Annotated in this window: 29 protein-coding genes; 23 read left to right on the top strand and 6 right to left on the bottom strand. The window is 37.7% G+C overall.

Translation table 11 applies throughout. The annotated features are described in order from the left end of the window. Positions 1-10: 10 nt before the first annotated feature. The 5 genes from AA0X95_RS10430 to AA0X95_RS10450 all read left to right on the top strand — a co-directional run bounded on the left by AA0X95_RS10430 (position 11) and on the right by AA0X95_RS10450 (position 5,116). Complete coding sequence (locus AA0X95_RS10430) at positions 11-1,282, top strand: peptidase U32 family protein (protein WP_413308590.1); 1,272 nt, start codon at positions 11-13, stop codon at positions 1,280-1,282. A 1-nt stretch (position 1,283) separates the two neighbouring features. Continuing rightward, on the top strand, positions 1,284-1,919 hold the full coding sequence (gene udk / locus AA0X95_RS10435; protein ID WP_413308592.1) for a uridine kinase: 636 nt from the start codon (positions 1,284-1,286) through the stop codon (positions 1,917-1,919). Positions 1,920-2,086: 167 nt separating this feature from the next. Beyond that, positions 2,087-2,563: a transcription elongation factor GreA gene (greA, locus tag AA0X95_RS10440; protein ID WP_413308594.1), complete on the top strand. Its 477-nt coding sequence runs from the start codon at positions 2,087-2,089 to the stop codon at positions 2,561-2,563. 48 nt (positions 2,564-2,611) lie between these two features. Next, the gene (locus AA0X95_RS10445; protein WP_413308596.1) at positions 2,612-4,372 is read left to right on the top strand and encodes a peptidoglycan D,D-transpeptidase FtsI family protein; all 1,761 of its coding nucleotides are present in this window, start codon (positions 2,612-2,614) and stop codon (positions 4,370-4,372) included. Positions 4,373-4,447: 75 nt separating this feature from the next. Further along, a complete protein-coding gene (locus AA0X95_RS10450; protein WP_413308598.1) occupies positions 4,448-5,116 on the top strand; it encodes a YrrS family protein in 669 nt (222 codons plus the stop codon). A 36-nt stretch (positions 5,117-5,152) separates the two neighbouring features. Here the strand turns inward: AA0X95_RS10450 and AA0X95_RS10455 are convergent, their stop codons facing one another. Continuing rightward, positions 5,153-5,356, bottom strand: coding sequence for a DUF2536 family protein (locus AA0X95_RS10455; protein WP_413308600.1), 204 nt, complete (start codon positions 5,354-5,356; stop codon positions 5,153-5,155). Between the two features lie 147 nt (positions 5,357-5,503). Between AA0X95_RS10455 and AA0X95_RS10460 the strand changes: the two genes are divergently transcribed. The 7 genes from AA0X95_RS10460 to AA0X95_RS10490 all read left to right on the top strand — a co-directional run bounded on the left by AA0X95_RS10460 (position 5,504) and on the right by AA0X95_RS10490 (position 10,069). Beyond that, positions 5,504-6,142 (top strand): class I SAM-dependent DNA methyltransferase, encoded by a 639-nt coding sequence (locus tag AA0X95_RS10460; RefSeq protein WP_413308602.1) that lies wholly within the window; start codon positions 5,504-5,506, stop codon positions 6,140-6,142. 15 nt (positions 6,143-6,157) lie between these two features. Next, positions 6,158-6,853, top strand: coding sequence for a 5'-methylthioadenosine/S-adenosylhomocysteine nucleosidase (mtnN, locus tag AA0X95_RS10465; RefSeq protein ID WP_413308604.1), 696 nt, complete (start codon positions 6,158-6,160; stop codon positions 6,851-6,853). Between the two features lie 17 nt (positions 6,854-6,870). Next, positions 6,871-7,794: a PLP-dependent cysteine synthase family protein gene (locus AA0X95_RS10470; RefSeq protein WP_413308606.1), complete on the top strand. Its 924-nt coding sequence runs from the start codon at positions 6,871-6,873 to the stop codon at positions 7,792-7,794. A gap of 1 nt (position 7,795) precedes the next feature. Beyond that, complete coding sequence (locus tag AA0X95_RS10475) at positions 7,796-8,929, top strand: bifunctional cystathionine gamma-lyase/homocysteine desulfhydrase (protein ID WP_413308608.1); 1,134 nt, start codon at positions 7,796-7,798, stop codon at positions 8,927-8,929. 131 nt (positions 8,930-9,060) lie between these two features. After that, entirely contained in the window at positions 9,061-9,321 is a 261-nt protein-coding gene (locus AA0X95_RS10480; RefSeq protein WP_413308610.1) for a YrhC family protein, read from the top strand. A gap of 431 nt (positions 9,322-9,752) precedes the next feature. Further along, positions 9,753-9,893 (top strand): YrzI family small protein, encoded by a 141-nt coding sequence (locus AA0X95_RS10485; RefSeq protein ID WP_413308612.1) that lies wholly within the window; start codon positions 9,753-9,755, stop codon positions 9,891-9,893. Positions 9,894-9,928: 35 nt separating this feature from the next. Next, a complete protein-coding gene (locus AA0X95_RS10490) occupies positions 9,929-10,069 on the top strand; it encodes a YrzI family small protein (protein WP_413308614.1) in 141 nt (46 codons plus the stop codon). Between the two features lie 552 nt (positions 10,070-10,621). Here AA0X95_RS10490 and AA0X95_RS10495 read toward each other — a convergent pair. Both AA0X95_RS10495 and AA0X95_RS10500 read right to left on the bottom strand, forming a co-directional pair. After that, on the bottom strand, positions 10,622-12,421 hold the full coding sequence (locus tag AA0X95_RS10495; RefSeq protein WP_413308616.1) for a M3 family oligoendopeptidase: 1,800 nt from the start codon (positions 12,419-12,421) through the stop codon (positions 10,622-10,624). A gap of 170 nt (positions 12,422-12,591) precedes the next feature. Beyond that, positions 12,592-12,762 (bottom strand): hypothetical protein, encoded by a 171-nt coding sequence (locus AA0X95_RS10500; protein ID WP_309860489.1) that lies wholly within the window; start codon positions 12,760-12,762, stop codon positions 12,592-12,594. A gap of 161 nt (positions 12,763-12,923) precedes the next feature. Between AA0X95_RS10500 and AA0X95_RS10505 the strand changes: the two genes are divergently transcribed. Both AA0X95_RS10505 and AA0X95_RS10510 read left to right on the top strand, forming a co-directional pair. Then, positions 12,924-13,604, top strand: a complete 681-nt coding sequence (locus AA0X95_RS10505; protein ID WP_413308619.1) for a response regulator transcription factor — start codon at positions 12,924-12,926, stop codon at positions 13,602-13,604. A 43-nt stretch (positions 13,605-13,647) separates the two neighbouring features. Next, positions 13,648-14,622, top strand: coding sequence for a F510_1955 family glycosylhydrolase (locus AA0X95_RS10510; RefSeq protein WP_413308621.1), 975 nt, complete (start codon positions 13,648-13,650; stop codon positions 14,620-14,622). Between the two features lie 26 nt (positions 14,623-14,648). Here the strand turns inward: AA0X95_RS10510 and sigK are convergent, their stop codons facing one another. Both sigK and pssA read right to left on the bottom strand, forming a co-directional pair. Beyond that, complete coding sequence (gene sigK / locus AA0X95_RS10515; protein ID WP_413308623.1) at positions 14,649-15,365, bottom strand: RNA polymerase sporulation sigma factor SigK; 717 nt, start codon at positions 15,363-15,365, stop codon at positions 14,649-14,651. Positions 15,366-15,523: 158 nt separating this feature from the next. Continuing rightward, positions 15,524-16,063, bottom strand: coding sequence for a CDP-diacylglycerol--serine O-phosphatidyltransferase (gene pssA / locus AA0X95_RS10520; protein ID WP_413308625.1), 540 nt, complete (start codon positions 16,061-16,063; stop codon positions 15,524-15,526). A gap of 126 nt (positions 16,064-16,189) precedes the next feature. On the opposite strand from pssA, the gene AA0X95_RS10525 reads away from it, so the two are divergent. Beyond that, on the top strand, positions 16,190-16,972 hold the full coding sequence (locus AA0X95_RS10525; protein ID WP_413308627.1) for a phosphatidylserine decarboxylase: 783 nt from the start codon (positions 16,190-16,192) through the stop codon (positions 16,970-16,972). A 71-nt stretch (positions 16,973-17,043) separates the two neighbouring features. Here the strand turns inward: AA0X95_RS10525 and AA0X95_RS10530 are convergent, their stop codons facing one another. After that, positions 17,044-17,184 carry a sporulation histidine kinase inhibitor Sda gene (locus tag AA0X95_RS10530; RefSeq protein WP_309860497.1) on the bottom strand — a complete coding sequence of 47 codons (141 nt, stop codon included), beginning with the start codon at positions 17,182-17,184 and terminating at the stop codon, positions 17,044-17,046. A gap of 454 nt (positions 17,185-17,638) precedes the next feature. Between AA0X95_RS10530 and AA0X95_RS10535 the strand changes: the two genes are divergently transcribed. The 8 genes from AA0X95_RS10535 to AA0X95_RS10570 are packed head-to-tail and all read left to right on the top strand — an operon-like array spanning position 17,639 to position 22,694. Beyond that, positions 17,639-18,154 (top strand): YqeG family HAD IIIA-type phosphatase, encoded by a 516-nt coding sequence (locus AA0X95_RS10535; RefSeq protein ID WP_413308630.1) that lies wholly within the window; start codon positions 17,639-17,641, stop codon positions 18,152-18,154. A 3-nt stretch (positions 18,155-18,157) separates the two neighbouring features. Continuing rightward, positions 18,158-19,261: a ribosome biogenesis GTPase YqeH gene (gene yqeH / locus AA0X95_RS10540; RefSeq protein ID WP_413308632.1), complete on the top strand. Its 1,104-nt coding sequence runs from the start codon at positions 18,158-18,160 to the stop codon at positions 19,259-19,261. Between the two features lie 53 nt (positions 19,262-19,314). After that, complete coding sequence (gene aroE / locus AA0X95_RS10545; protein WP_413308634.1) at positions 19,315-20,154, top strand: shikimate dehydrogenase; 840 nt, start codon at positions 19,315-19,317, stop codon at positions 20,152-20,154. Beyond that, positions 20,148-20,438, top strand: a complete 291-nt coding sequence (gene yhbY / locus AA0X95_RS10550) for a ribosome assembly RNA-binding protein YhbY (protein WP_413308636.1) — start codon at positions 20,148-20,150, stop codon at positions 20,436-20,438. The genes aroE and yhbY overlap by 7 nt, the downstream gene beginning before the upstream one ends. Positions 20,439-20,465: 27 nt before the next feature. Continuing rightward, positions 20,466-21,035, top strand: coding sequence for a nicotinate-nucleotide adenylyltransferase (locus tag AA0X95_RS10555; protein ID WP_413308638.1), 570 nt, complete (start codon positions 20,466-20,468; stop codon positions 21,033-21,035). Then, positions 21,025-21,591 (top strand): bis(5'-nucleosyl)-tetraphosphatase (symmetrical) YqeK, encoded by a 567-nt coding sequence (gene yqeK, locus AA0X95_RS10560; protein WP_413308640.1) that lies wholly within the window; start codon positions 21,025-21,027, stop codon positions 21,589-21,591. The genes AA0X95_RS10555 and yqeK overlap by 11 nt, the downstream gene beginning before the upstream one ends. Positions 21,592-21,594: 3 nt before the next feature. Continuing rightward, positions 21,595-21,951: a ribosome silencing factor gene (gene rsfS / locus AA0X95_RS10565; protein ID WP_413308642.1), complete on the top strand. Its 357-nt coding sequence runs from the start codon at positions 21,595-21,597 to the stop codon at positions 21,949-21,951. Next, on the top strand, positions 21,948-22,694 hold the full coding sequence (locus AA0X95_RS10570; RefSeq protein WP_413308644.1) for a class I SAM-dependent DNA methyltransferase: 747 nt from the start codon (positions 21,948-21,950) through the stop codon (positions 22,692-22,694). The genes rsfS and AA0X95_RS10570 overlap by 4 nt, the downstream gene beginning before the upstream one ends. Positions 22,695-22,736: the final 42 nt, after the last annotated feature.

The following is a 22,736-nucleotide window of genomic DNA, read 5'->3' on the forward strand; positions in this document are numbered from 1 at the left end:
GAGTTCAACCATGAATACAGTAAAAGATAATATTTCTGAAATAATCAATGGTAAACGTGTCATTGTGAAGAAACCAGAACTCCTTGCTCCTGCTGGTAATCTTGAGAAATTGAAAATTGCCGTGCAATATGGTGCAGATGCCGTATTTATCGGAGGTCAAGAGTATGGTCTTCGTTCAAACGCTGACAACTTTACCTTTGAAGAAATGAAGGAAGGCGTAGAGTTCGCCAAACGTTTCGGTTCGAAAATTTATGTTACAACTAATATTTTTGCTCACAACGAAAATATTGGTGGCTTAGAAGATTATATTCTAAATTTAAAAGAGACAGGAATTGCAGGAATAATTGTTGCAGACCCACTAATTATTGAAACATGTCAGCGTCTTGCACCGGAAATTGAGATTCATATCAGCACACAGCAGTCACTTTCAAACTGGAAAGCTGCACAGTTTTGGAAAGAAGCCGGGGCTGAGCGGGTCGTATTAGCTCGTGAAGTAAGTGCGGAGGAAATCAGAGAAATGAAGGAGAAGGTCGATGTTGAGATCGAAACCTTTATTCATGGGGCCATGTGTATTGCTTATTCCGGCCGTTGTACTCTAAGTAATCATATGACTGCTAGAGACTCAAACCGCGGTGGTTGCTGTCAGTCCTGCCGCTGGGATTATGACCTTTACCAGTTAGAAGGAAACGATCAAGAAGCAGCTCTCTTCGAAGAGGGAGATGCTCCTTTTGCAATGAGTCCCAAAGACTTAAATTTAATTCAAGCGATCCCACAGATGATTGAGCTTGGAATTGACAGCTTGAAAATTGAAGGTCGAATGAAATCCATTCACTACATTGCGACAGTGGTTAGTGTGTACCGAAAAGTGATTGATGCGTATTGCGCGGACCCTGAGAACTTTGTTATTCAGAGAGAATGGCTTGAGGAATTGGACAAATGTGCCAACCGTGAAACAGCTCCTGCGTTTTTTGAAGGTGTTCCAGGGTATAAAGAGCAAATGTTTGGTAATCATAGCAAGAAGACAAAGTTTGAGTTTGTAGGTCTTGTGTTGGATTATAATCCAGAAACACAAATCGTTACATTACAACAAAGAAATCATTTTAAACCTGGGGAAGAGGTAGAGTTCTTCGGACCAGAAATTCACAATTTTACTCATGTGATTGATAAAATTTGGGATGAAAAAGGTAATGAACTGGATGCAGCTAGACATCCGCTTCAAATTGTACAATTTAAATTGGACAAACCGGTATACCCTAACAACATGATGCGAAAGGAGAACTAGCATGATGCGCAAGCCAGTTGTTATTGGTGTAACCGGCGGCTCCGGCTCCGGAAAGACCAGTGTAACAAAAGCCATTTATGAAAGTTTAAAAGATCATTCCATTTTAGTACTTGAACAGGACTATTATTATAAGGATCAGAGTGAACTGCCATTTGAAGAGCGTTTAAAAACAAATTATGATCACCCGCTTGCTTTTGACAATGATTTACTCATTGAACATATTGAAAAGCTTTTAAGATATGAACCGATTGAAAAGCCTGTATATGATTATGCAATCCATACCCGTTCAGAGAAAGTCATTCCTGTTGAGCCTAAAGATGTAATTATTCTCGAGGGAATTCTTGTCCTTGAAGACGAGCGTCTACGTGATTTGATGGATATTAAATTGTATGTAGACACAGATGCTGATTTACGGATTATCCGTCGTATGACACGTGATATTAGTGAGCGTGGACGTACTTTTGATTCTGTTGTAAATCAATACCTAAATGTGGTTCGTCCCATGCATAACCAGTTTATTGAGCCAACTAAACGTTATGCAGATGTGATCATACCAGAAGGCGGCCATAACTATGTTGCCATCGATATAATGGTCACAAAAATTCAAACAATTCTTGAACAAAAGACGATTTTATGAAACAATAGCAAAAGAACTATCTAAAAATCCGTTTGGATAAATATCTTTAATGCGCGCCCTTTTCTATAAGGACGCGCTGCTATGTATTATGCGATTGGCATAATATCTACATACATTACATACACAATTCTAATGGGGGATTGTGAAGACTAGAAGGAGTGAGGGTTTTGGCTACAGAGAAAGTATTTCCAATGACACAAGCAGGTAAAGATAAGCTTGTACAAGAAGTAGAGTTTTTAAAATCAGTTAAACGTAAAGAAGTTGTAGAAAGAATTAAAATCGCAAGAAGCTTCGGTGATTTATCTGAAAACTCTGAGTATGATTCTGCGAAAGAAGAGCAAGCCTTTGTTGAAGGTAGAATTACGACCTTAGAAAATATGATTCGCAATGCAAAGATTATTGCTGAAGGTGAAATGGCAAGCGACTCCGTTACATTAGGAAGCTCCGTTACTTTTGTTGAACTTCCTGATGGTGAAGAAGAAACATATACAATTGTTGGTAGTGCTGAAGCGGATCCGTTTGAAGGAAAGATTTCTAATGATTCTCCAATTGCAAAAAGCCTATTAGGCAAGAAGGTTGGAGAACAGGTTTCTGTTCAAACTCCTGGCGGCGAAATGAGTGTACGTATCGTTTCTATTAAATAATGTTTGAAATAAGAAAACCTCGTCAAAACTTTTGACGAGGTGTTTTTTATGTGGAGAAAACGAGCCATTGGCTGGCTGGTCATTTGTATAACAGGTTTAGTACTTCTCTTAGTACGTTTAATGCAAATTCAATTAATTGAGACAGAAACCTTTTCAAAGCATAATGTGAACTTACTTGAGGAAAGTGTGAATCAACGAACACAGGAATTAGTGATTGATAATGGCAGGGGAAATTTTCTTGATCGGAATGGGACGATGCTAACACATAAAAAGGTGTCCGTGCTTGTCTTATTTCCATTTTTAAAGAAGACAGATTGGAACATCGAAAATGTTTCGGCTATTTCCGGAATATCAGTTAATTCACTGAAATTTGCAGTAGAGGCTGCAAAAAAACCATTTGCCTTCGGAGACCCAGAGCCTATTGAATTAACAAGCTCACAAATGAAAAGAATTAATGAATTAAAAATACCAGGTGTATTTGCTATTGAAAAGAAGTTTGAACGTTCTTCCATTCCAGCTGAGCAACTGATTGGACTAACGGGTGAGAACGCCAAGGAATTAAAGAAACGGTATCCAAGTAAAGAGCTATCGGAAAAGACGCTGCTGGGCGTATCAGGCCTTGAAGAGAGCTTTGATGAATTCCTGCTCCCAGAGGGTAAGTCAAAGCTTGTTTACCATGTTGATGGCGGGGGAGCCCCGCTTTTTGGAATAAATGTAAAATATGTGGACCCTGCTAACCCGTTTTATCCGGTGAATATTCGGACAACGATTGATAAAGGCCTACAGCAAAAGGCCGAGGATTTAGCCGATCAGTATCAGATTAAAAAGGGTGGACTCGTCCTCCTAAATATTGAGGATAATAGTGTGTTAGCAATGGTTTCACGCCCGGCTATCAATAAAAATGACCCCTATAATGGAGCAGGAATTACTAATTTGATGGTAAAGCAGCAGATTATGGGATCCGTTTTTAAGACGGTGGTTGCTGCAGCTGCAATGGATCATAACTTAGATGACCCAAACCGGCTTTTTGATTGCAGTAAAAAGATAAATGGAAAACCAGAATCAAAATATAATTATGGTATGTTGAACTTTACAAATAGTTTTGCAAGAAGCTGTAATCGAACGTTCGGAGAGCTTGCAAAGGAATTGCAAAAACAGGATCCGCATTTACTCGAGGATTATGCAGATAAATTATCTCTAACTGGTTCGGTGGGCTGGCAAGGTGAAGTGTATCATACCAGTGACTTCAAGCAGCTAGCTGATGAAGATAAAGGGAGGGTGTTTTTGTCTGATGAGGCAAGAAAGGATCCTAATTTTATTGCTATGTCAGGTATCGGGCAGCATGAGGTTCGAGCAACTCCATTAGCTGTTGCTAACATGATGGCGACTATTGCAAGGGGCGGTAAAAAGGAAATGGTAAGAGCAGTTTCAAAAATAGAATATAAAAATGGGACAACAATGGTCGATTTCCCAGAGGAAAGCTTAAAGGGGGATTCAATCTCACCCTATACAGCAATGAAACTGCAAAAATTGCTACGCGAAGTAATTACGAATCCAAATGGGACTGGAAGATGGTTTAAAGATCTTCCATATGAAGTTGCAGGTAAATCAGGTACGGCCGAAACAGGTAAGTTTAAAGAAGGGAAGCAATTGCATAATAAATGGTTTGCTGGTTATTTTCCATTTCAATCGCCTAAATATGCGTTAGTAGCAGTCAATTTGGATGTGATAGATTCGGAAGGCGGAGTAAATTTATTGTTCGCAGATATGGTGAAAGCACTCTATGAAAAAGATACCGAAAAAGAGTAGTGAGACCATTTTCGCTTCATGTTCTGTTAAAATCATGTTAGAATATTGAGAGCCTTTATTTTAGGAGGAAATAGTATGACTAATGATTTTAATTCTAACTCGCGGTCTGGATACCGAGCGAAAAGAAAAAAAACGAACCTCGTCTTAAATAGTTTAATCATCATTGTACTTTTACTAATATTATTCGTGGCATACAATATTTTTGCTTCAGGAAATGATCATGCAGCACCTAAGAAAGAAAGTACAAAAACAGAGCAAAAAGAAACTCAACATACAGAGAAGCAAGCGGAGAAAAAAGAGAAAACTGAGGCAGACGATGAGAGTTCATCTGATCAAGTATCTGAAGAAGAACAACAAAGTGAGGAAGCTTCGACATCTGAAAAGGCAGATGAATCACAGGAAGTGGTTACTGATGGAGGAAGTTCTTCAAATGTACTAAAGACGATTGAAAATCCCAGCTGGAAGCCTGTAGGAACAACACAATCTGGTGAGCATACCGCTGTATATGATACAAATTCAGTCGATTGGCAGGAAATGCTGGAGGCGGTATCCTATGCCACTGGATTAGATGGTAGCAACATGACTGTATATTGGCTGGGAAGAGATAAATCCACACAAAATGGCTCGTTTGCTACCGTTGCTTCAAAAGATAAGCAACAAAAATATAATGTATATCTTCAGTGGGTAGACGGTGAAGGCTGGATGCCAACACGAGTTGAGGAATTAGCGGAAATTGTAAAATAATAATTGAAACGAGGTTGACTAAAGAGTCAGCCTCGTTTATTTTTTCTTAAAATGCACCACTGCCGTGAAATAGGTTTGTCCATTTTCATTCACATGCATTTGATGGGAAACGGAGTGGACTCCCAGCATAATTGCCCGGTTCTCATCAATTTGTGACTCAATTTTTTTCTGCAGTGTTTTAAGGTTAGTTGCTTCGAAAAACTCCACTTTATCTTCGATTAAATCAAATTGAAAATTCATAAAATCATTCCTTTCATCTCTTATTTTAATTATTTATTTTTCAGCTAGCAACGAATTGTTGAATTAAAGTGAGTACTATGATAACATGTTGTTGATTAATTCATAGTATACTTATAGGAATTATAAGTTAAAATAGAGGTGTGAATTATGGGCAGAGAATTTTTAGATATATTTGAGCAGTGGGCAGATTCCTACGATGATACAGTCGTCGGACATGATCCTGAATATAAAGATGTATTTTTAAGGTATGAAGATATATTAAAAACTGTTGCCGAAAAGTCATTTGGGCATGTGGTCGAATTCGGAGTGGGTACAGGAAATCTGTCACAAAAACTATTGGCAATGGGTCTTAAAGTAACAGGAATAGAACCTTCCTCTTCCATGAGAAAAATTGCGCTAGAAAAACTAAACGGAAAAGTTGACTTACTAGATGGAGATTTTCTTCATTTTCCAAAATTAAACGCGATTAATACCCTAGTTAGTACCTATGCATTTCATCATCTAACCGATGAAGAAAAGGCAGAAGCTGTTGATAACTATGGCAAGCTCCTTTCAAAAGGTGGTAGAATAGTCTTTGCGGATACGATGTTTGAATCAGAGGAAGATTATAAGCAACAAATCGTTAAAGCAAAACATGAAGGCTTTCATAACCTGGCAAATGATTTGGAAACTGAATATTATACAACGATTCCTTATTTAAGAAATATTTTTGAAAAGAATAGTTTTAGCGTTACATTTACGCGCTTCAACGATTTTGTCTGGGTAATGGAAGGCGTAAAACAATAAGAAAGAGGTCTAAGTATGAAAATCGCAATCATCGGAGCAATGGAAGAGGAAGTAACCTTATTAAGAGATCATATTGAAAATAAAACACAAGAAACAGTGGCTGGCTGTGAATTTACATTTGGAACCATGCACGGTGTAGAGGTAATTCTGCTTCGTTCAGGAATTGGAAAGGTAAACGCAGCCATGTCAACAACCATCTTACTTGAAAAATATAAGCCTGATTATATTATCAACACTGGTTCGGCTGGTGGGTTCAACCCTGCTCTTAATGTGGGTGATGCTGTCATATCAACTGAAGTTCGTCATCATGATGTAGATGTAACAGCATTTGGATATGAATACGGGCAGGTTCCACAGCTTCCAGCTGCATTTTTAGCAGATGAGAAGTTAATTACAGTCGCTGAAAAAGCATCAAAGGAACTGGAAAAGTTTCAAATTGTCAAAGGCTTGATTGTTACTGGTGATTCCTTTATGGAAGACCCTGCAAGAGTCGAATTTGTCCGTTCGAAATTTAATGATTTACAAGCAGTTGAAATGGAGGCAGCAGCGATTGCACAAGTAGCCCATCGGTTTGAAGTTCCTTTCGTTATCATTCGTTCACTTTCTGATATTGCTGGTAAAGAGTCAGAAGTATCCTTTGATCAATTTATTGATAAAGCTGCAACTAATTCTGCTACGTTGGTTATGCATATGGTGGCGGCGTTAAAATAGTTAACAGGAGTGGAGAAATGAAGGTCTACAAAAATGTTCATGAACTAATTGGGCACACACCAATGGTAGAAATCACACAATTCCATTTGCCCGAAGGTGTTCGCATCTTTGCAAAGCTGGAATTTATGAACCCGGGAGGTAGTGTCAAAGACCGGCTTGGAATGGAGTTGCTAGAAGAGGCATTTTCTAGTGGAAAGCTACGTAAAGGTGGAACAGTAATAGAGCCAACCGCAGGAAATACGGGAATCGGTTTAGCTCTAGCGGCATTAAACAAAGGTATTAAGGTTATTTTATGTGTTCCTGAAAAATTCAGTATAGAAAAGCAGGATTTAATGAAAGCACTTGGCGCTACAATAGTTCATACCCCTACCGAAAAGGGAATGAAGGGGGCTATTGCTAGGGCAAAGGAACTCGTTAACGAGATTCCAGGGTCCTATTGCCCACAGCAATTCGGCAACCCTGCAAATCCAGAAACGTACTATAAAACACTTGGTCCAGAAATTTGGGAGCAGCTTGAGGGACAATTGCATGTATTTGTCGCTGGTGCGGGTACGGGAGGAACATTCATGGGTACAGCCCGTTACTTAAAAGAACAGAGCACTAAAGTAAAGACCGTCATTGTTGAACCTGAAGGATCCATCTTAAACGGTGGTGAATCAGGGCCGCACAAGACAGAGGGTATTGGGATGGAATTTTTACCGGAATATATGGATACGGATTACTTTGATGCTATTTATACCGTGACGGATCAACATGCTTTCGGTCTTGTAAAAGAATTAGCTGCAAAGGAAGGTCTTCTTGTTGGAAGTTCATCTGGTGCAGCCTTTCATGCTGCGTTAAAAGAAGCCGAAATTTCGTCGAGTGGAACTAACATTGTCGTCATTTTCCCAGACGGAAGCGAACGATATTTGAGTAAAAAGATTTATGAAGGAGGAATTTAAGTTGAAACGAAAAACTAAATTAATTCACGGTGGAATAAGTCAAGATCCAGCAACAGGAGCTGTATCCTTTCCTATATACCAAGTGAGTACCTATAAGCAGGAAGGAGTAGGCGGTCACAAGGGGTTTGAATATTCAAGAACTGGAAACCCTACAAGGAATGCACTTGAGGTGTTAATTAAAGATATTGAGGGCGGTACAGCAGGATATGCCTTTGGTTCAGGTATGGCAGCAATCACTGCAGTTATCATGTTATTTAATAGCGGCGATCACGTTATTCTAACTGATGATGTCTATGGTGGAACATTCCGAGTGATGACAAAGGTATTAAGCCGATTTGGAATCGACTCTACTTTTGTTGATACTAGTAATTTAGACAATATTAAGAGTGAAATCAGACCGAATACAAAGGCGATTTATTTAGAGACGCCAACTAACCCATTACTAAAAATTACGGATATTGAAGCAGCTGCAAAGCTTGCAAAAGAACATCAGCTATTGACCATCGTAGATAATACCTTCTCCACACCTTATTGGCAAAATCCAATCGAGCTAGGAGCCCATATTGTCCTGCACAGTGCGACAAAATACATTGGTGGACATAGTGATGTGGTGGCTGGTCTAGTGGTTGTAAATAGTGAAAAATTAGCTGAAGATCTACACTTTGTGCAAAACTCTACTGGTGGTGTACTCGGTCCACAGGATTCATGGTTATTAATCCGTGGGATCAAAACTTTAGGTATTCGTATGGAAGAAACCGAAGCAAATACCGCAGAGATTGTGAAGTTTCTACAATTACATCCAAAGGTAAAAAAGGTATTTTACCCAGGTATTGAATCACATCCAAATCATGAGATTGCTAAAAAACAAGCAAGAGGTTTTGGCGGAATGGTCTCCTTTGATGTAGGAAGTGCTGAAAATGCAGATCAATTATTAAGTAAGATTAAATATTTTACTTTGGCAGAAAGCCTTGGTGCTGTCGAAAGCTTAATATCTGTACCAGCCCGAATGACACATGCCTCTATACCGGCAGAGCGTCGTGCAGAATTAGGTATTACCGATGGATTAGTACGTATATCTGTTGGACTAGAAGATGTTGAGGACCTCATTGAGGACTTAACACAAGCATTAGAATAATATAAATTATCCAGGCACCAGGTGTCCCCCTGGTGTCTGTGCTTTTCTTTTACTAATATTTACATCCTCTTTCATGCTTAGTTTTATGTTAAAGTAGGTTAGTAGATTAAAAGAAAAGCAGGTGATAAGTAGTGAAGCAACAAGCGAGAAGACTTTATGAAAAAATGGTTGATTTTAAACGTTTTGCCACGATCTTATTGGCTGTTGGTGTATTTTTCTATTTAGGTGTAATTATTCCATCCGATACGAAAAGCGAGATGGATGTTAATATAATGGTTCTAGCTTCATTGTCTTTCCTTGCTTTGTCCATTTTGTTTTTTATACATTCAAAACAATGCCAAATGAAGCTATCAGAGACAGAAGAAGGGCAGGATTATCTCATGAAAAAATAAGCGACTCCCATTAGCGGAGCGCTTATTTTTTTTACCGAACAAAGGGCGTTTTAATTAATTTTTAAAAAAATTACTTCCAAAAGGTTTACAAATACCAGGTGAGTGGATATAATTACCGTAGCAAGTAAATTATTCCAAAAGGAGGTCGAAGAAAATGAATTTAATTGTAGCCTGCACACAAACAGTATATTTGAATATCACGCATTCGACCAGACTGGAATGGATTGCTTAAGTAATTAAGTGACATTACATATCCATGCCGCAGGGAGAATGACGCCTTGCGGTATTTTTGTGCCTAAAACGCTTGCCGCAAGGGATAACTTCTTGCGGCCTTTTTGTGCCCTTTTTATTCGCCAGATGGATATGTTATGCATAAATTAAAAATGTTGTTGGAACAAGAAGAAATTAGCTCTTTAAAGGAGGTGTGATACATGACTCTGAATATATTATTTTTCTCCATCACAATAAAAAAACGGAAAGCGGATCTTAAAAAAGCGGCTCAACAGGAGATGGTTGAGAAACTTTATGATCAAAACAAAGATCGTCAAATTTCCATGCATCATTTCATGTAATTAATACACATGTACTAAAAAAGGAAGTGAAAAAAATGACCCTCAATATTTTATTTTTAACCATAACTATTAACAAACGTCGAATAAGCCTTGAAGAAGCTGCTCATCAAGAAATGGTTGATAAGCTTTATGAGAAAAATAGAGATCGTCAGGTCTCCATGCACCGTTTTATGTAATAAGTAAGTATAAAACCAAAATAGAGAAAGGTGGTTGTTAATATGTTGTTTTTTCTAATGCAAGGTCGAGGAAATAGTTTCTGGGGTATGAAAGATACCACCTAGCCGTGTGAAAGAATGAAAATAGGAGGTAACCAATATGCCGCTTCATATTTTGTTATTATCATTACTCTTTAAATCAAAGAAAAAATCATAATCCTTCAAGGGTTTGTTAACAGAATGTTCATATTTCCTGAAGTTAGATACTGTGAAAATGTGTTAAATTCAAAGTAGAAAATAGCAGTCTCTAACTAAGGGGTGGGGAATATGTTTTTGGTTGTGATGGCTTTCGTCATTACTGGGGCGATCGGTTGTGTAATTTCAGCTGAACTAAGTGTTGAAGTATAATATTAGAAAGCATCGGCCAAAAGTTTTGGCCGATGCTTTTTTATTGTCCAGCTCCAGCGCCTAGCCCCTCGGGTCAAATAACCTTCTGCAATAAAAGTCAAAGAACGACTTTTATTGCAGAAGAACATTTGCCTGTCGGGGCTGACCAAGGCGCTTCCGCTTTTCTTATTTCTTTACAGTTAACTTCAGGAATTCATCAATGTCATCCAGACAAATATGAACAGCTTTTTCCCAGAATTCTTTTTTCGTTAGATCTACCTGTAGGTGTTTTTGCGCTAAATCTTCAACGGACATGGAAGCCGTATCTCTTAACAAAGCAATGTATTTTTCTTCATACCCCTTGCCTTCCTCGAGAGCCTGAGCATAGATACCTAATGAGAAAAGATAACCAAACGTATATGGGAAGTTATAAAATGGTACACCAGTTATAAAGAAGTGAAGCTTAGAGGCCCAAAATAATGGATGATATTCTTCTAAGGCATCACAATAGGCTTCTTTTTGTGCAGCCAGCATCAGCTCATTCAGCCGTTCTGCATTCACAGGGCCTTGCTTTCTTTCTTCATAAAAACGTGTTTCAAATAAGAAGCGTGCATGTATATTCATTAAAAGGGCAACAGTTCTTTGGACCTTATCATCAAGAAGAACTAGTTTTTCTTCTTCATCTTTTGCATTTTTAACTGCTGCATCTGCAACAATCATTTCAGCGAAGGTAGAGGCTGTTTCTGCCACGTTCATGGCATAATTACGGTTGAGATGTTGAACACCCTTCATCGCGAATGTGTGGAAACCATGACCAAGCTCATGTGCCAGAGTTGAAACGTTTGATGGTGTTCCAGAGTAGGTCATAAAAATTCGTGATTGGTCGCTTTCAGGAAAGAAAGTACAGAAGCCACCAGATGCCTTACCAGGTCGGTCTTCTCCTTCAATCCATTGCTCCTCAAATGCTTTACGTGCAAACGAAGCCATCTTTTCACCAAATACAGCGAAGTTTTGTTCGATAAACTCGGCCCCTTCTTGATAGGAAACCTTTGATTCTGTTTTACCAAAAGGAGCATCTAGATCATACCAGCTTAATTTATTTACCCCAAGGAGTTCAGCTTTTCGCTCTAGATACGTAACCAGCTTTTGTTTATTTTCGGATATGACTGCCCACATGGTTTCAAGCGTCTCTTTTTCCATACGATTAATGCTAAGAGGTTCTTTTAATACATCTTCCCAGCCTCTTTTTTGATACACATTTAAACGGAAACCGGATAGGTGATTGAGGGTTTTTGCAAGAAAGTCAGCCTGTTCTCCCCATGCCTTCTCCCAGTTTCTGAAAGTGGTTTCTCGTACGTTGCGGTCGGGGCTTGAGAACTTATTAAATGCCTGACCGACAGATAGGAGCTTTTCCTCGCCGTTTTCTTGTAAAGGTACTTTTATTTTTCCGACAATTAAATCGTATAATTGTCCCCAACTATGATAGCCATCGACACCAAGTGCACTGATTAATGCTTCTTCTTCTTTAGAAAGCTTTTCTTTTGCTCGATTACGTCTTTCTGTTAAAACAAAAGAAAGGACCTGTAACTGATCATCCTTTAATAACTCTGTCCAAATCTCATCATTAAATGAAGATAATAGGCTGTCAAAGGTACTTAGAGCTGTTTGGAAGGCTGCACTTAAACTCGTAACCTTTGAATCAAGAGTATAGGCTTTTTTATCATCTGTGTTTTGTGCCTGCAAACAACTAACAAATGCCCCTGCTTGACGAAGTTTTTTTGCAGCATTTTCAAAGTCTTCAAGTAATTCTTTTAAAAATGTTTGATCCTCTTGTGAATTCAACGGAGTCCAGTTGTTTACCTTTGTATGGAAACGATCTATTAAGGCTGCTGTAAGATCTAAATGGTTTGCGAATTCTAATGAATCGCTTCCGCCCTGAAAGAAAACATCAAGGTTCCAAACATCTGAATATGTAGTCGCTGTCATTCTTGTACTCCTCCTTAAAAGAAAAAACCTCAATCATGGTTGATTATTGTCTAAAAATTATTACTTTCGTTTTTCATTATAATTTACTTTTTCTAAAAATTCTATATTATTGGTTTTTGCAGAAAAAGAGACTGAATTTCTTAGAGAAAGTCAGCCTCTTATAAAAATTTTTAACAAACTCGTGTATACCACCACCAGCCTCCGAAGAGTAACAAAAGTATAAATAAGACAATGACGACTGCAATCCAAAAACCACTGCCTGCAGCATATGGAACTGGATAAGCTGGATATGGGGCCGGGTATCCATAAAAACCATAAGGACTAGGATAACCAAAAGGCATCTAGATTCCCCCCTTTATCCTTTTTTAATAGGGTATGAGCCCTTGTTTAAGCTTGTATAGGCGAACGTGTATGTCCCATCAATTCAACAAATATTTCACACCTGACTGAATCCAACCTATAGTATAATTTTACCTAGATTGAAACTGGGAGAGGAAAACCATTGAAAAAAATACTGCTTATTGACGATGAAACACGGATGTTAGACTTACTTTCCCTTTATTTCACACCAAAAGGTTATGATTGTATCAAAATGACTTCCGCTTTCCAAGCGGTTAATTACCTTGCTGAAGCGACTGTTGACCTTATCTTATTAGATATAATGATGCCAGAAATGGATGGTTGGCAAGCCTGTAAGGAAATTAGAAAATTGGGAGATACCCTGATTGTCATGCTTACTGCTCGCAGCGAAAAAATGGATATTGTTAAAGGGCTGAAACTGGGTGCAGATGATTATGTTTCAAAGCCTTTTGATGAAGAAGAGCTGATTGCACGAATAGAAGCAATTCTTAGAAGGAATAAAGGCCCCTCAAGTAAAATAGCCTTTAATGGTCTATCCCTAAATGAAGAGTCTTTCGAGGTTTCCTATCAAGGAAATCCTGTATTTGTTACTCCCAAGGAATTTTCTTTACTGACCCTTTTATTAAAAAATCGAAATAAAGTATTTACCCGTGAGCATTTGTTGACTACCATCTGGGGGTATGCAGTTGCAACAGAGGATCGGACTATAGATTCCTATGTGAGGAATTTACGAGACAAATTGCAAAAATCAGGTTTCTCTGTAGACGATTATTTGACAACAGTATGGGGACTAGGGTATAAGTGGATGGATAAGGATTCGTAAACGAAAACCTCATAGTTTAAGATAATGTTCAGGAGGTAACAAGGTGAAAGTTCAAATAAAAGTGATATTGGCTATGGTAATAGGAATATTACTTATTGCAACGGGTTGTACAAACAATAGTGAGGACCAAGAAAAGAGTCTTCAGGAGAAAAAGGCTGAAACAAAAGCTACATTTGAAATAGTCGAGTCGAGTTCACTCAATGTAAAAAATATCCGTGGCATTGGTTATCCAGGAAATGATCAAGCACTGTATGTTGCCACAAATGCCGGATTAAAATTCTACAAAGATTCAAAGTGGTATGAATCAACCACGAATCAACATGATTTTATAGGATTTCAAGCAGTGGAAGATGGTTTTTTAGGGAGTGGGCACCCTCAAAAGGGGACAGGGTTAAAAGACCCTCTTGGTGTAGTGCACAGTGTTGACCAAGGAAAGACACTTGATCAGTTGGCATTCTATGGGAAGAGAAACTTTCACTTTATGGCTGCAAGTTATACAGGCAAAGGGCTTTATGTAATTAGTGAAACACCTGAAGATGGTTTAAGCTATGGTGTCAACTATTCTACAACCAATGGTGATAGTTGGACAAAGAGCGCATTTAAGGGGTTTAATGCTGACTCATTAGGAATGATAGCAGTTCACCCTACTAATGGTGATATTGTGGCAATGTCTACACGGACGGGTATTTATTATTCATCTGACAATGGAAATACGATGAAGTTAATTACCAATCCCATTATGGTGACGGCTCTGACGTTTAGCGGGGATACTATCCTATTTTCAAGTGTGGAGAACGATAAAATTTTATTAAAAACGTTAAATCCTGTAACTGGCGAGCAAGGGGCATTGGCTTTTCCCTTCTTAGATTATGATAATCCAATTACCTATTTAGCGGTTAATCAAAAGGATCAGAATCAAATCGCCTTTACTACTTATAAAAATGATATTTATCAGTCTAAAGACGGCGGAAAGAATTGGAGCGTTCTTCTTAAAGACGGAAAAAAAGAGCAGGAGTAACTGCTCTTTTTTCAATGCGTGTTTCTTCAATTTTTTTTCTTCCGTTCTTTTTCAGCCCGATAGAATTCATGGAACATTTTCATTAAAGCACGCTTTTCTATTCTCGAGACATAACTTCTTGATATTCCTAATTCCTTTGCAATTTCTCTTTGGGTCTTTTCCTTTTGTAGGTCCAGGCCAAACCGCCCCACAATCACTTCTTTTTCCCGATCATCCAACACCTCTATATACTTTTTTATTTTCTCCAGCTCCATATTAAGCTGAATGGTATCGATAACGTCCTCAGATTCCGATTTGAGGACATCAATCAGTGAAATCTCATTGCCTTCCTTATCCTGACCGATTGGGTCATGTAATGAAACATCTTTTTTTGTTTTTTTAAGTGCTCGTAAATGCATCAGAATTTCATTTTCTATACACCGTGCAGCATAAGTTGCAAGTTTTGTGCCCTTACCTTCGGAATAGCTTTCGATTGCTTTTATTAAACCAATTGTTCCAATTGAGATTAGGTCCTCAGAATCCTCCCCGGTATTTTCAAATTTTTTAACTATGTGCGCGACTAATCGTAAATTGTGTTCAATTAACATGTTTCGCGCATGCGAATCCCCTTCCGCCATTAACCTTAAGTATTTTCTTTCATCAGCAGCTGATAGGGGCTGAGGAAAAGCATTATTCTTAACGTACGAAACAAGAAATAAAAATTCTTTCATTAAATATCCGAGAGCTGTTAAGATTCCAGACATCCACATCCACCCCCGTGCTTTCTTTTTTTGGGCTAGGGCCTATTACTAATTCCTATGAAAAAATCAGGAAATTGTGTCTGTCCATTCAAACTTTAATTTTTATTTTATAAAAAAGAAAAGCACCAACCATAAAAGTGGTTGATGCTTATTGTTGATTATTAGACTTTTTTCAGTTTAAATGAACTTACCATAAGGAATGATAGAATGATGATAATGAATAAGAACGTTTGAGCTGGCACGTAAGGAATGATTAGAAAGCTTAAGGTTGCCAAACATCCTGCTGCTGTAATAGGTAAACCAGTAAAATATCCATTACTCTCAGTAATGTTGAATCTAGCTAGTCTAAAAGCACCACAGCCGATATAAAAAACAGTAAAAAATGACCCTGGTCCGCCGAATTCATGTAAAATTCCTTGGTATAGTAATAGTGCTGGAGCCACTCCGAATGATATAATATCACTCATGGAATCTAATTGTTTTCCAAGCTCTGATTCAATATTAAACTTTCGTGCAATCATACCATCAAAACGGTCGGCTAAGGCTGCAATAAAAATTAGCAGTAAGCTTAGTCGTAAATTTCCATGAAGTCCGAATACAATCGCAAATCCGCCTAGTGATAAATTGGCAAGCGTTATTACATTGGCTGTTTGAGATTTTAATTTCTTTATTGTTTGGTCCAATACGTCCAACAAAAACATTTCTCCTCATCACTCCTTTTTTTAGCAAAAGGAAAATCAATTTTTTAGTTTATTCTATAATATTTAATTTTAAGCTTTTTATGACAGTTCGTAAAGAGTATTTTTACACTATTTGGGGGTAGATTGATGATACAAGGTTTATATCGTCTCATGATTGAATTAACGAATGGAAAGTGGACATCCAGTATTTTAAGAAGGTTTGCCCGTTCACGTGCAAGCCGTTTTGTTGTACCGTCCTTCGCAAGAATTTATCAGTTGAATGTGGATGAAATGGAAAAGTCGGTCTCGGAGTATCCTACTCTTCATGATTTATTTGTTAGAACATTGAAAAACGAATCTCGAGTTATTGACCGAAGTGTAGACTCAGTGGTAAGTCCCGTTGATGCAGTTATAGAGGATATTGGACCGATAAAAGAAACAAGTGAAATTGTAGTAAAAGGTAAAACATATTCGATTGAAGAAATGCTGGGTGATCATGAAGTCTTATCCAAATACTTAAATGGTACATACATGATTCTCTATTTAAGTCCAAGTCATTACCATAGAATACACAGTCCTGTAAATGGCACAGTTACGAAGCAATGGACACTAGGGTCTAAATCTTATCCAGTAAATAAGCTAGGGTTAAAATATGGAGTGCGTACCCTAGCAAAGAATTATAGGGTAATAACTGAAGTAAAAACATCATTTGGGCATGTGGCTATTGTAAAGGTTGGAGCGATGTTTGTTAATTCAATTGAAACAACGCATAAAGGATCAGAGCTTGAAAAAGGTGGAGAAATGGCCTATTTCAGTTTTGGTTCAACGGTGGTGCTGTTATTTGAAAAGAACACCTTCAAAGTGGAAGCATCTATTCAAACACCAAAAGATATTAAGGTTGGTGAAAAAATAGGTGTATTAAACAAATAAGGCAGGAGGTTTCTGCCTTAGAAATAGTCTTATAAAAAAAGAAAAGCCCATAATAGGGCGGTGTAAAGGTTTTAGGAAGAGAGTTTTATTTTATTATATAAGGAACGTCGGTGAATTTCGGACTCAATGAGACCGATAAAATCCGGGCTTAAGTTTAATTCCTTTGCTTTAAAATATGACTCAATTAATAATTCATCTGACAGTTTTCTCATGTCAGAATCCACCTCCGATTATTAATAAATTGTTCTATTTGATGAAAACTAAACATAAAATAGTACGTTCAATTGGTGTACCCTAAATCTACCAAATTTATCCCTATAGAACAATCGTTCTATTTATCCACAACTTATGGTGGATAAGTTGTGGTTAATTTGTTTATAAACTAAGGAAACTCAAAGAGTTCAATGGGTATAATGTTAATAAGGTTATCCACAGGACGAAAAAAAGTAGATGTTTGTCGAAAAATATTTTTTATTTTTCTTAAAAAGATGTCACATCCATTGAAAATAGCTGTTTTTCAGTTCGAGTAGAATTAGAAGTGGTCGAAATTTGTTGAAAATACATTGATTATTTTTCTTTTGAAACAAAGGGTATTTTTGGTTATGATTGTACAAGTACAGATGAAAGAGCTTTTTATATTAAGAATTATAATGAGGTGTAAGCTTAGTGTTAAAACAATTTTTACCAGATGAACATGTGAAAAGCATTCTGGATATTTCGCCTGAACAATTAAAGGAAAAAGGGATAAAAGGGATTATAACTGATTTGGATAATACATTAGTGGAATGGGATCGTCCGAATGCCACTCCTCAATTAATTAAATGGTTTGATGAAATTAGAAAACATCATATTCTTGTAACCATTGTTTCTAATAACAATGAGGAACGTGTAAAGGCCTTTTCTGATCCTTTGAACCTTCCGTTTATCTTTCGTGCACGGAAGCCGCTTGGACCTGCATTTAACAAAGCAGTTAGGCAAATGGGTATAAGAAAAGAAGAGACCGTCGTTATAGGGGACCAATTATTAACGGATGTACTTGGTGGAAACCGTAGTGGGTTTCACACCATTTTGGTTGTACCGGTTGCCCAAACCGATGGCTTCTTTACAAAGTTCAATCGTTTTGCTGAGAGAAGGATCTTAAACTGGTTCAGAAAAAAAGGAATGCTTCAATGGGAGGATTAATTTGTGAGTGAACAACATATATGTATAGGCTGTGGTGTAAAAGTCCAAACGGAAAATCCGGAATTAATAGGCTATGCACCATCTTCTGCTTTAGAAAAGGAAATAATCGTTTGTCAAAGGTGTTTCCGGCTCAAGCATTACAATGAGGTTCAAGATGTTAATCTTACCGATGATGACTTTTTAAAGATTTTAAACGAAATGGGAAAAACCGATGCCCTTATTGTGATGATTGTTGATATTTTTGATTTCAATGGAAGTTGGTTGCCGGGATTACACAGATTTGTTGGGAATAACAAGGTACTGCTTGTAGGTAATAAGGTGGACCTGTTACCTAAATCAGTTAAACACAACAAATTAATTAACTGGATGAAGAATGAAGCAAAGGATCTGGGATTACGAGCAGAAGATGTATTTCTTGTTAGTGCAGCCAAAGGTCAGTTTATTAAAGAAACAGCCGCAGCTATTGATGAGATGCGAAATGGAAAGAATGTCTATGTAGTTGGCTGTACGAATGTAGGAAAATCAACCTTTATTAATAGAATAATTAAGGATGTTACAGGCGAAGCGGACCTCATTACTACCTCGCATTTTCCTGGGACTACGTTGGATATTATCAAAATCCCGCTTGACGATGGAAAGTATTTAATTGATTCTCCTGGTATTATCAATCACCATCAAATGGCTCATTTTGTAGATAAAAGGGATCTAAAAGTGATTACTCCTAAAAAGGAGATTAAACCAAAAGTATTCCAACTGAATGAGGGTCAAACCTTATTCTTTGGTGGCTTGGCACGATTTGATTATATAAGTGGAGGTAGGAGGTCATTTGTTTGTTATGTATCCAATGAATTAACTATTCATAGGACGAAAACAGAAAATGCTACTGAGCTTTATGACAAGCATGTTGGGGAAATGCTGACACCTCCACAGCCGGAACAAGTTGATTCTTTTCCTGAATTAGTTAGACAAGAATTTGTGGTGAAGGAAGCTAAAACAGATATCGTTTTTTCAGGGTTAGGCTGGATTACGGTCAACGAACCTGGGGCAAAAGTGGCTGCTTATGTTCCTAAGGGTGTTCAAACGTTAATACGAAAATCATTAATTTAATTCATACGTAAAACAAGCCATACAAAGTCATAAATTGGGTGAGGAGAAGTAAGGTGAAAAAGCTTTTTGCTGTTTTAGGCGATCCAATAGGGCACTCGATGTCGCCAGTCATGCACAATGATTTATTCTCTTTTTATAATATGGATGCCTATTATCTTCCCTTTCAAGTAAAATCAGATGATCTACAGGATGCAGTTAAGGGATTAAAGGCAATTGGTGCAGGTGGATTTAATGTCACCGTTCCTCATAAAAGCAAAATTATCCCCTTTTTAGATGAGGTAGATGAATTAGCTGCCAGTATAGGAGCAGTAAATACAGTCGTGAATGACGGTGGGAAATTAATTGGCTACAATACAGATGGACCAGGATTTTTAAGTGGACTCCAAACCAGTCTTTCTTCTTTGGAGGGAAAGAGTGTCTTAATCATTGGTGCAGGTGGTGCAGCAAGGGGCATCTATTTTACCTTGGCAAAGGAACGGCCTGCTGTTATTGACATTACTAATCGTACTTTGGAGAAAGCCCAAAGCTTGATTGAAGCATGTCCATATACAATCTCGTCTACGGCAAAATCTATTGTCGAAGCCGGTAAACAAATAGAGGAATATGATTTAATCATACAAACAACTATGGTAGGAATGTCACCACGACTAGATGAAAAGCCTTTAGATTTAATTAATCTAAGGAAAGAGTCAATGGTTTGTGATATAATTTACAATCCGCTTACAACTCAATTTTTACATGATGCAAATGAACAAGGGGCACGAACGCAAAATGGAATTGAGATGTTTGTTTATCAAGGAGCACTTGCCTTTGAAAAGTGGACAGGAATACTACCGGATATCCAACGAATGAGAGAGAATGTGTTGAAACAATTAGGAGGAAAAACATGTTAACAGGTAAACAAAAACGTTTTTTGCGATCAAAAGCACATCATTTAGATCCAATTTTTCAAGTAGGAAAAGGTGGAGTCAATGAAAATATGATTAAACAAATAGCTGATGCACTCGAAGCGAGGGAGCTATTTAAAATTAGTGTTCTGCAAAATTGTGAGGAAGATAAAACAGAAGTTGCAGAACAGCTAGCTGAAGGAACAGGTGCTGAAATCGTCCAAATCATCGGTAACACGATTGTCCTGTATAAAGAGTCTGTTGAAAAGAAAACGATCACACTTCCATAAACCAATGTAGTAAAGGATGGCGAATGCATGAAGAAGGTTGGGATTTTGGGTGGAACATTTGATCCTCCACATTATGGTCATCTGATGATTGCTAATGAGGTTCTTTATACACTTGAACTGGATGAGATTTGGTTCATGCCAAACCAGGAGCCTCCCCATAAGAAAAAGACAGGTTCTGTTAAAAATGAAGATCGTCTTCGGATGCTTGAGCTTGCAACTCAAGGAAATTCAGCTTTTAAAATAGAAACCATTGAATTAGAAAGAGAGGGTCCTTCTTATACCATTGATACTATGAAAATGATCAATGACAAGTATACAGGATATCGATTTTTCTTTATCATTGGGGCTGATATGATTGAATATTTACCGAAATGGCAACAAATTGATGAGCTTGTTAAGCTCGTTCAATTTGTTGGTGTACATAGGCCAGCCTATAGCCATCAAACCAATTATCCTGTTCTTTATGTAGAGGTACCGGGCATGGATGTTTCATCAAGTATGATAAGAAATCGTGTAGAGAGTGGAAAGACTATTCGCTATTTATTGCCTGATGCTGTCATTGAATATATTGAGGAGAAGCACCTATATGGAACGTGAAAAAGCATTACAACTTGTTAAGGAGCAGTTAACAGAGCACCGGTATCAGCATACAATCGGGGTGATGGAAACAGCCTTAACATTAGCCAAGCTATACGGAGCAGATGAGAAAAAAGCTGAGCTAGCAGCCATCTTTCATGATTATGCTAAGTTTCGTCCAAAAGATGAAATGAAGGAAATCATTACTTCGCAAGGATATCCTCAGGATTTATTGGAATATAATGCGGAATTATGGCATGCCCCTACGGGTGCCTATTTAGTTGAGAAAGAAGCAGGGATTACTGACCGGGAGATTCTTGATGCTATCCGTTACCATACATCTGGAAGAGCCGGAATGACTTTGTTGGAAATGGTGATTTATTTGGCAGATTATATTGAACCGGGTCGTCACTTTCCAGGTGTAGAAGAAGTAAGAGAGCTTGCTAAAGAGAATTTAAATCGTGCATTAGTTAAATCTGTGCAAAATACTATATTATTTTTATTAAAAAAGAATCAAAAGGTGTACCCTGATACATTTTATACTTACAATGACCTTGTCAATAAACTGGAGGATTGATGAATGAATAATCAAGAACTACTAAAAATTGCTGTAAAAGCAGCTGATGATAAACGTGCGGAAGATATTTTGGCCCTTAATATGAAAGGGATTTCTCTAATTGCAGACTACTTTATTATTTGCCACGGTAATTCCGATAAGCAAGTTCAAGCGATTGCGAGAGAGATTAAGGAAAAAGCCCATGAGAGCGGCCATGATGTAAAAAGAATGGAAGGCTTTGATGAAGCAAGATGGGTATTGATTGATTTAGGTGACGTAGTAGCGCATGTATTCCATCGTGAGGAAAGAAGCTATTACAATTTGGAACGTCTATGGGGCGATGCACCGCTTGAAGATATCCATAGTGAGTTAAATTCATGAGTTATGAACAATTTGCCTATTTGTATGATGAGTTGATGAAGGATGCTCCATATAACGAATGGGTAAGGTTTGTTAAAGAGAAACTTGTTAAATATGAGGTTACTGGAATTCGCCTGCTTGATTTAGCCTGTGGTACGGGGGAGCTCTCCATTCGTTTTGCGGATGAAGGCTTTCAAGTAACGGGAGTCGACCTATCTTCCGATATGCTTGCTGTTGCACAGGCAAAGGCAGAGTCAAAAGGAGTTCATATTCCTTTTTTTGAGCAGAATATGATTGATTTGGAAGGTCAGGGCCAATTTGATCTGATTGGAATTTTCTGCGATTCACTCAATTATTTGCAAACAGAAGAGGAAGTTAAAGAAACGTTTTCTTCTGTTTGCCAGCATGTAACCCCTAATGGACTATTTATGTTTGACGTGCATTCCATTTATAAGATTGCCCATGGTTTTATTGATCAAACCTTTGCGTTAAATGATGAGCGCCTTTGTTATATTTGGAATAGTTTCTCTGGAGAAAATAAGTATAGTGTGGAACATGATTTAAGTTTTTTTGTCTTGGATGAATTGTCGGGTAAATATGACCGATATGATGAATTTCATTACCAACGAACCTATCCTGTTGAGCAATATTCAAACTGGTTAATTGAGGCTGGTTTTGAATTGTTAGAGGTGTGTGCCGATTTTAAATCCATATTACCCGAGCCGGAATCCGAACGGATCTTTTTTGTAGCTCGAAAAAAATAAAAAACTGCCATCTTTTCATGAAAAGATGGCAGTTTTTTATTT

The sequence above is a fragment of the Neobacillus phoenicis genome, assembly GCF_047302305.1.
GTDB lineage: Bacteria > Bacillota > Bacilli > Bacillales > Cytobacillaceae > Neobacillus.